A 651-nucleotide genomic window follows, 5' to 3' on the forward strand; every position below is an offset into this window, starting at 1 on the left:
GTCCCGTTCGTCTAGAGGCCTAGGACACCGCCCTTTCACGGCGGTAACAGGGGTTCGACTCCCCTACGGGATACCATTGGGTCGTTAGCTCAGTTGGTAGAGCAGTTGACTTTTAATCAATTGGTCGCAGGTTCGAATCCTGCACGACCCACCATTCCTTCCATTAGGAATTAAAACTCAAAATATGGGGCTATAGCTCAGCTGGGAGAGCGCCTGCCTTGCACGCAGGAGGTCTGCGGTTCGATCCCGCATAGCTCCACCATATTTTGAAACAATGGGCGATTAGCTCAGTTGGGAGAGCACCTGCCTTACAAGCAGGGGGTCACTGGTTCGAGCCCGGTATCGCCCACCATCTTTAAGCGCATTCAATGAGTGCTTTTAAAAATGGTTTTCATCAGAAAATCTAGCTCTTTAACAATTTGGAAAGCTGACAAAACAACAATTTATTGTTGTTTGTAAAGTTCTCAATGTTTATCGAAAGATAAACACCAAAAAACACATTCAAGTGTTCTTGGCTTTTTGTTTTCATTTTTTCTAAAAATGAAGGTAAAGAGATGAGTCCGGCAAAATCGATATGTCTCTCGCTCATTCAAATAATGAGAGACAACTTTGGTGACTTGTTCATCAACTCGAAACTCCTTCGGGTTGTAT

The 651-nt window shown here is 44.4% G+C and carries 4 tRNA genes; all 4 read left to right on the top strand.

What is annotated here, in order from left to right:
• The 4 genes from ACWYVB_RS24120 to ACWYVB_RS24135 all read left to right on the top strand — a co-directional run bounded on the left by ACWYVB_RS24120 (position 1) and on the right by ACWYVB_RS24135 (position 352).
• Positions 1-76: transfer RNA gene (locus ACWYVB_RS24120), tRNA-Glu, on the top strand.
• A gap of 2 nt (positions 77-78) precedes the next feature.
• A tRNA-Lys gene (locus ACWYVB_RS24125) sits at positions 79-154 on the top strand.
• A gap of 32 nt (positions 155-186) precedes the next feature.
• Positions 187-262: transfer RNA gene (locus ACWYVB_RS24130), tRNA-Ala, on the top strand.
• A 14-nt stretch (positions 263-276) separates the two neighbouring features.
• Positions 277-352 (top strand) — tRNA-Val (locus tag ACWYVB_RS24135).
• Positions 353-651 lie beyond the last annotated feature (299 nt).

Source organism: Vibrio sp. JZG10 (assembly GCF_054064075.1).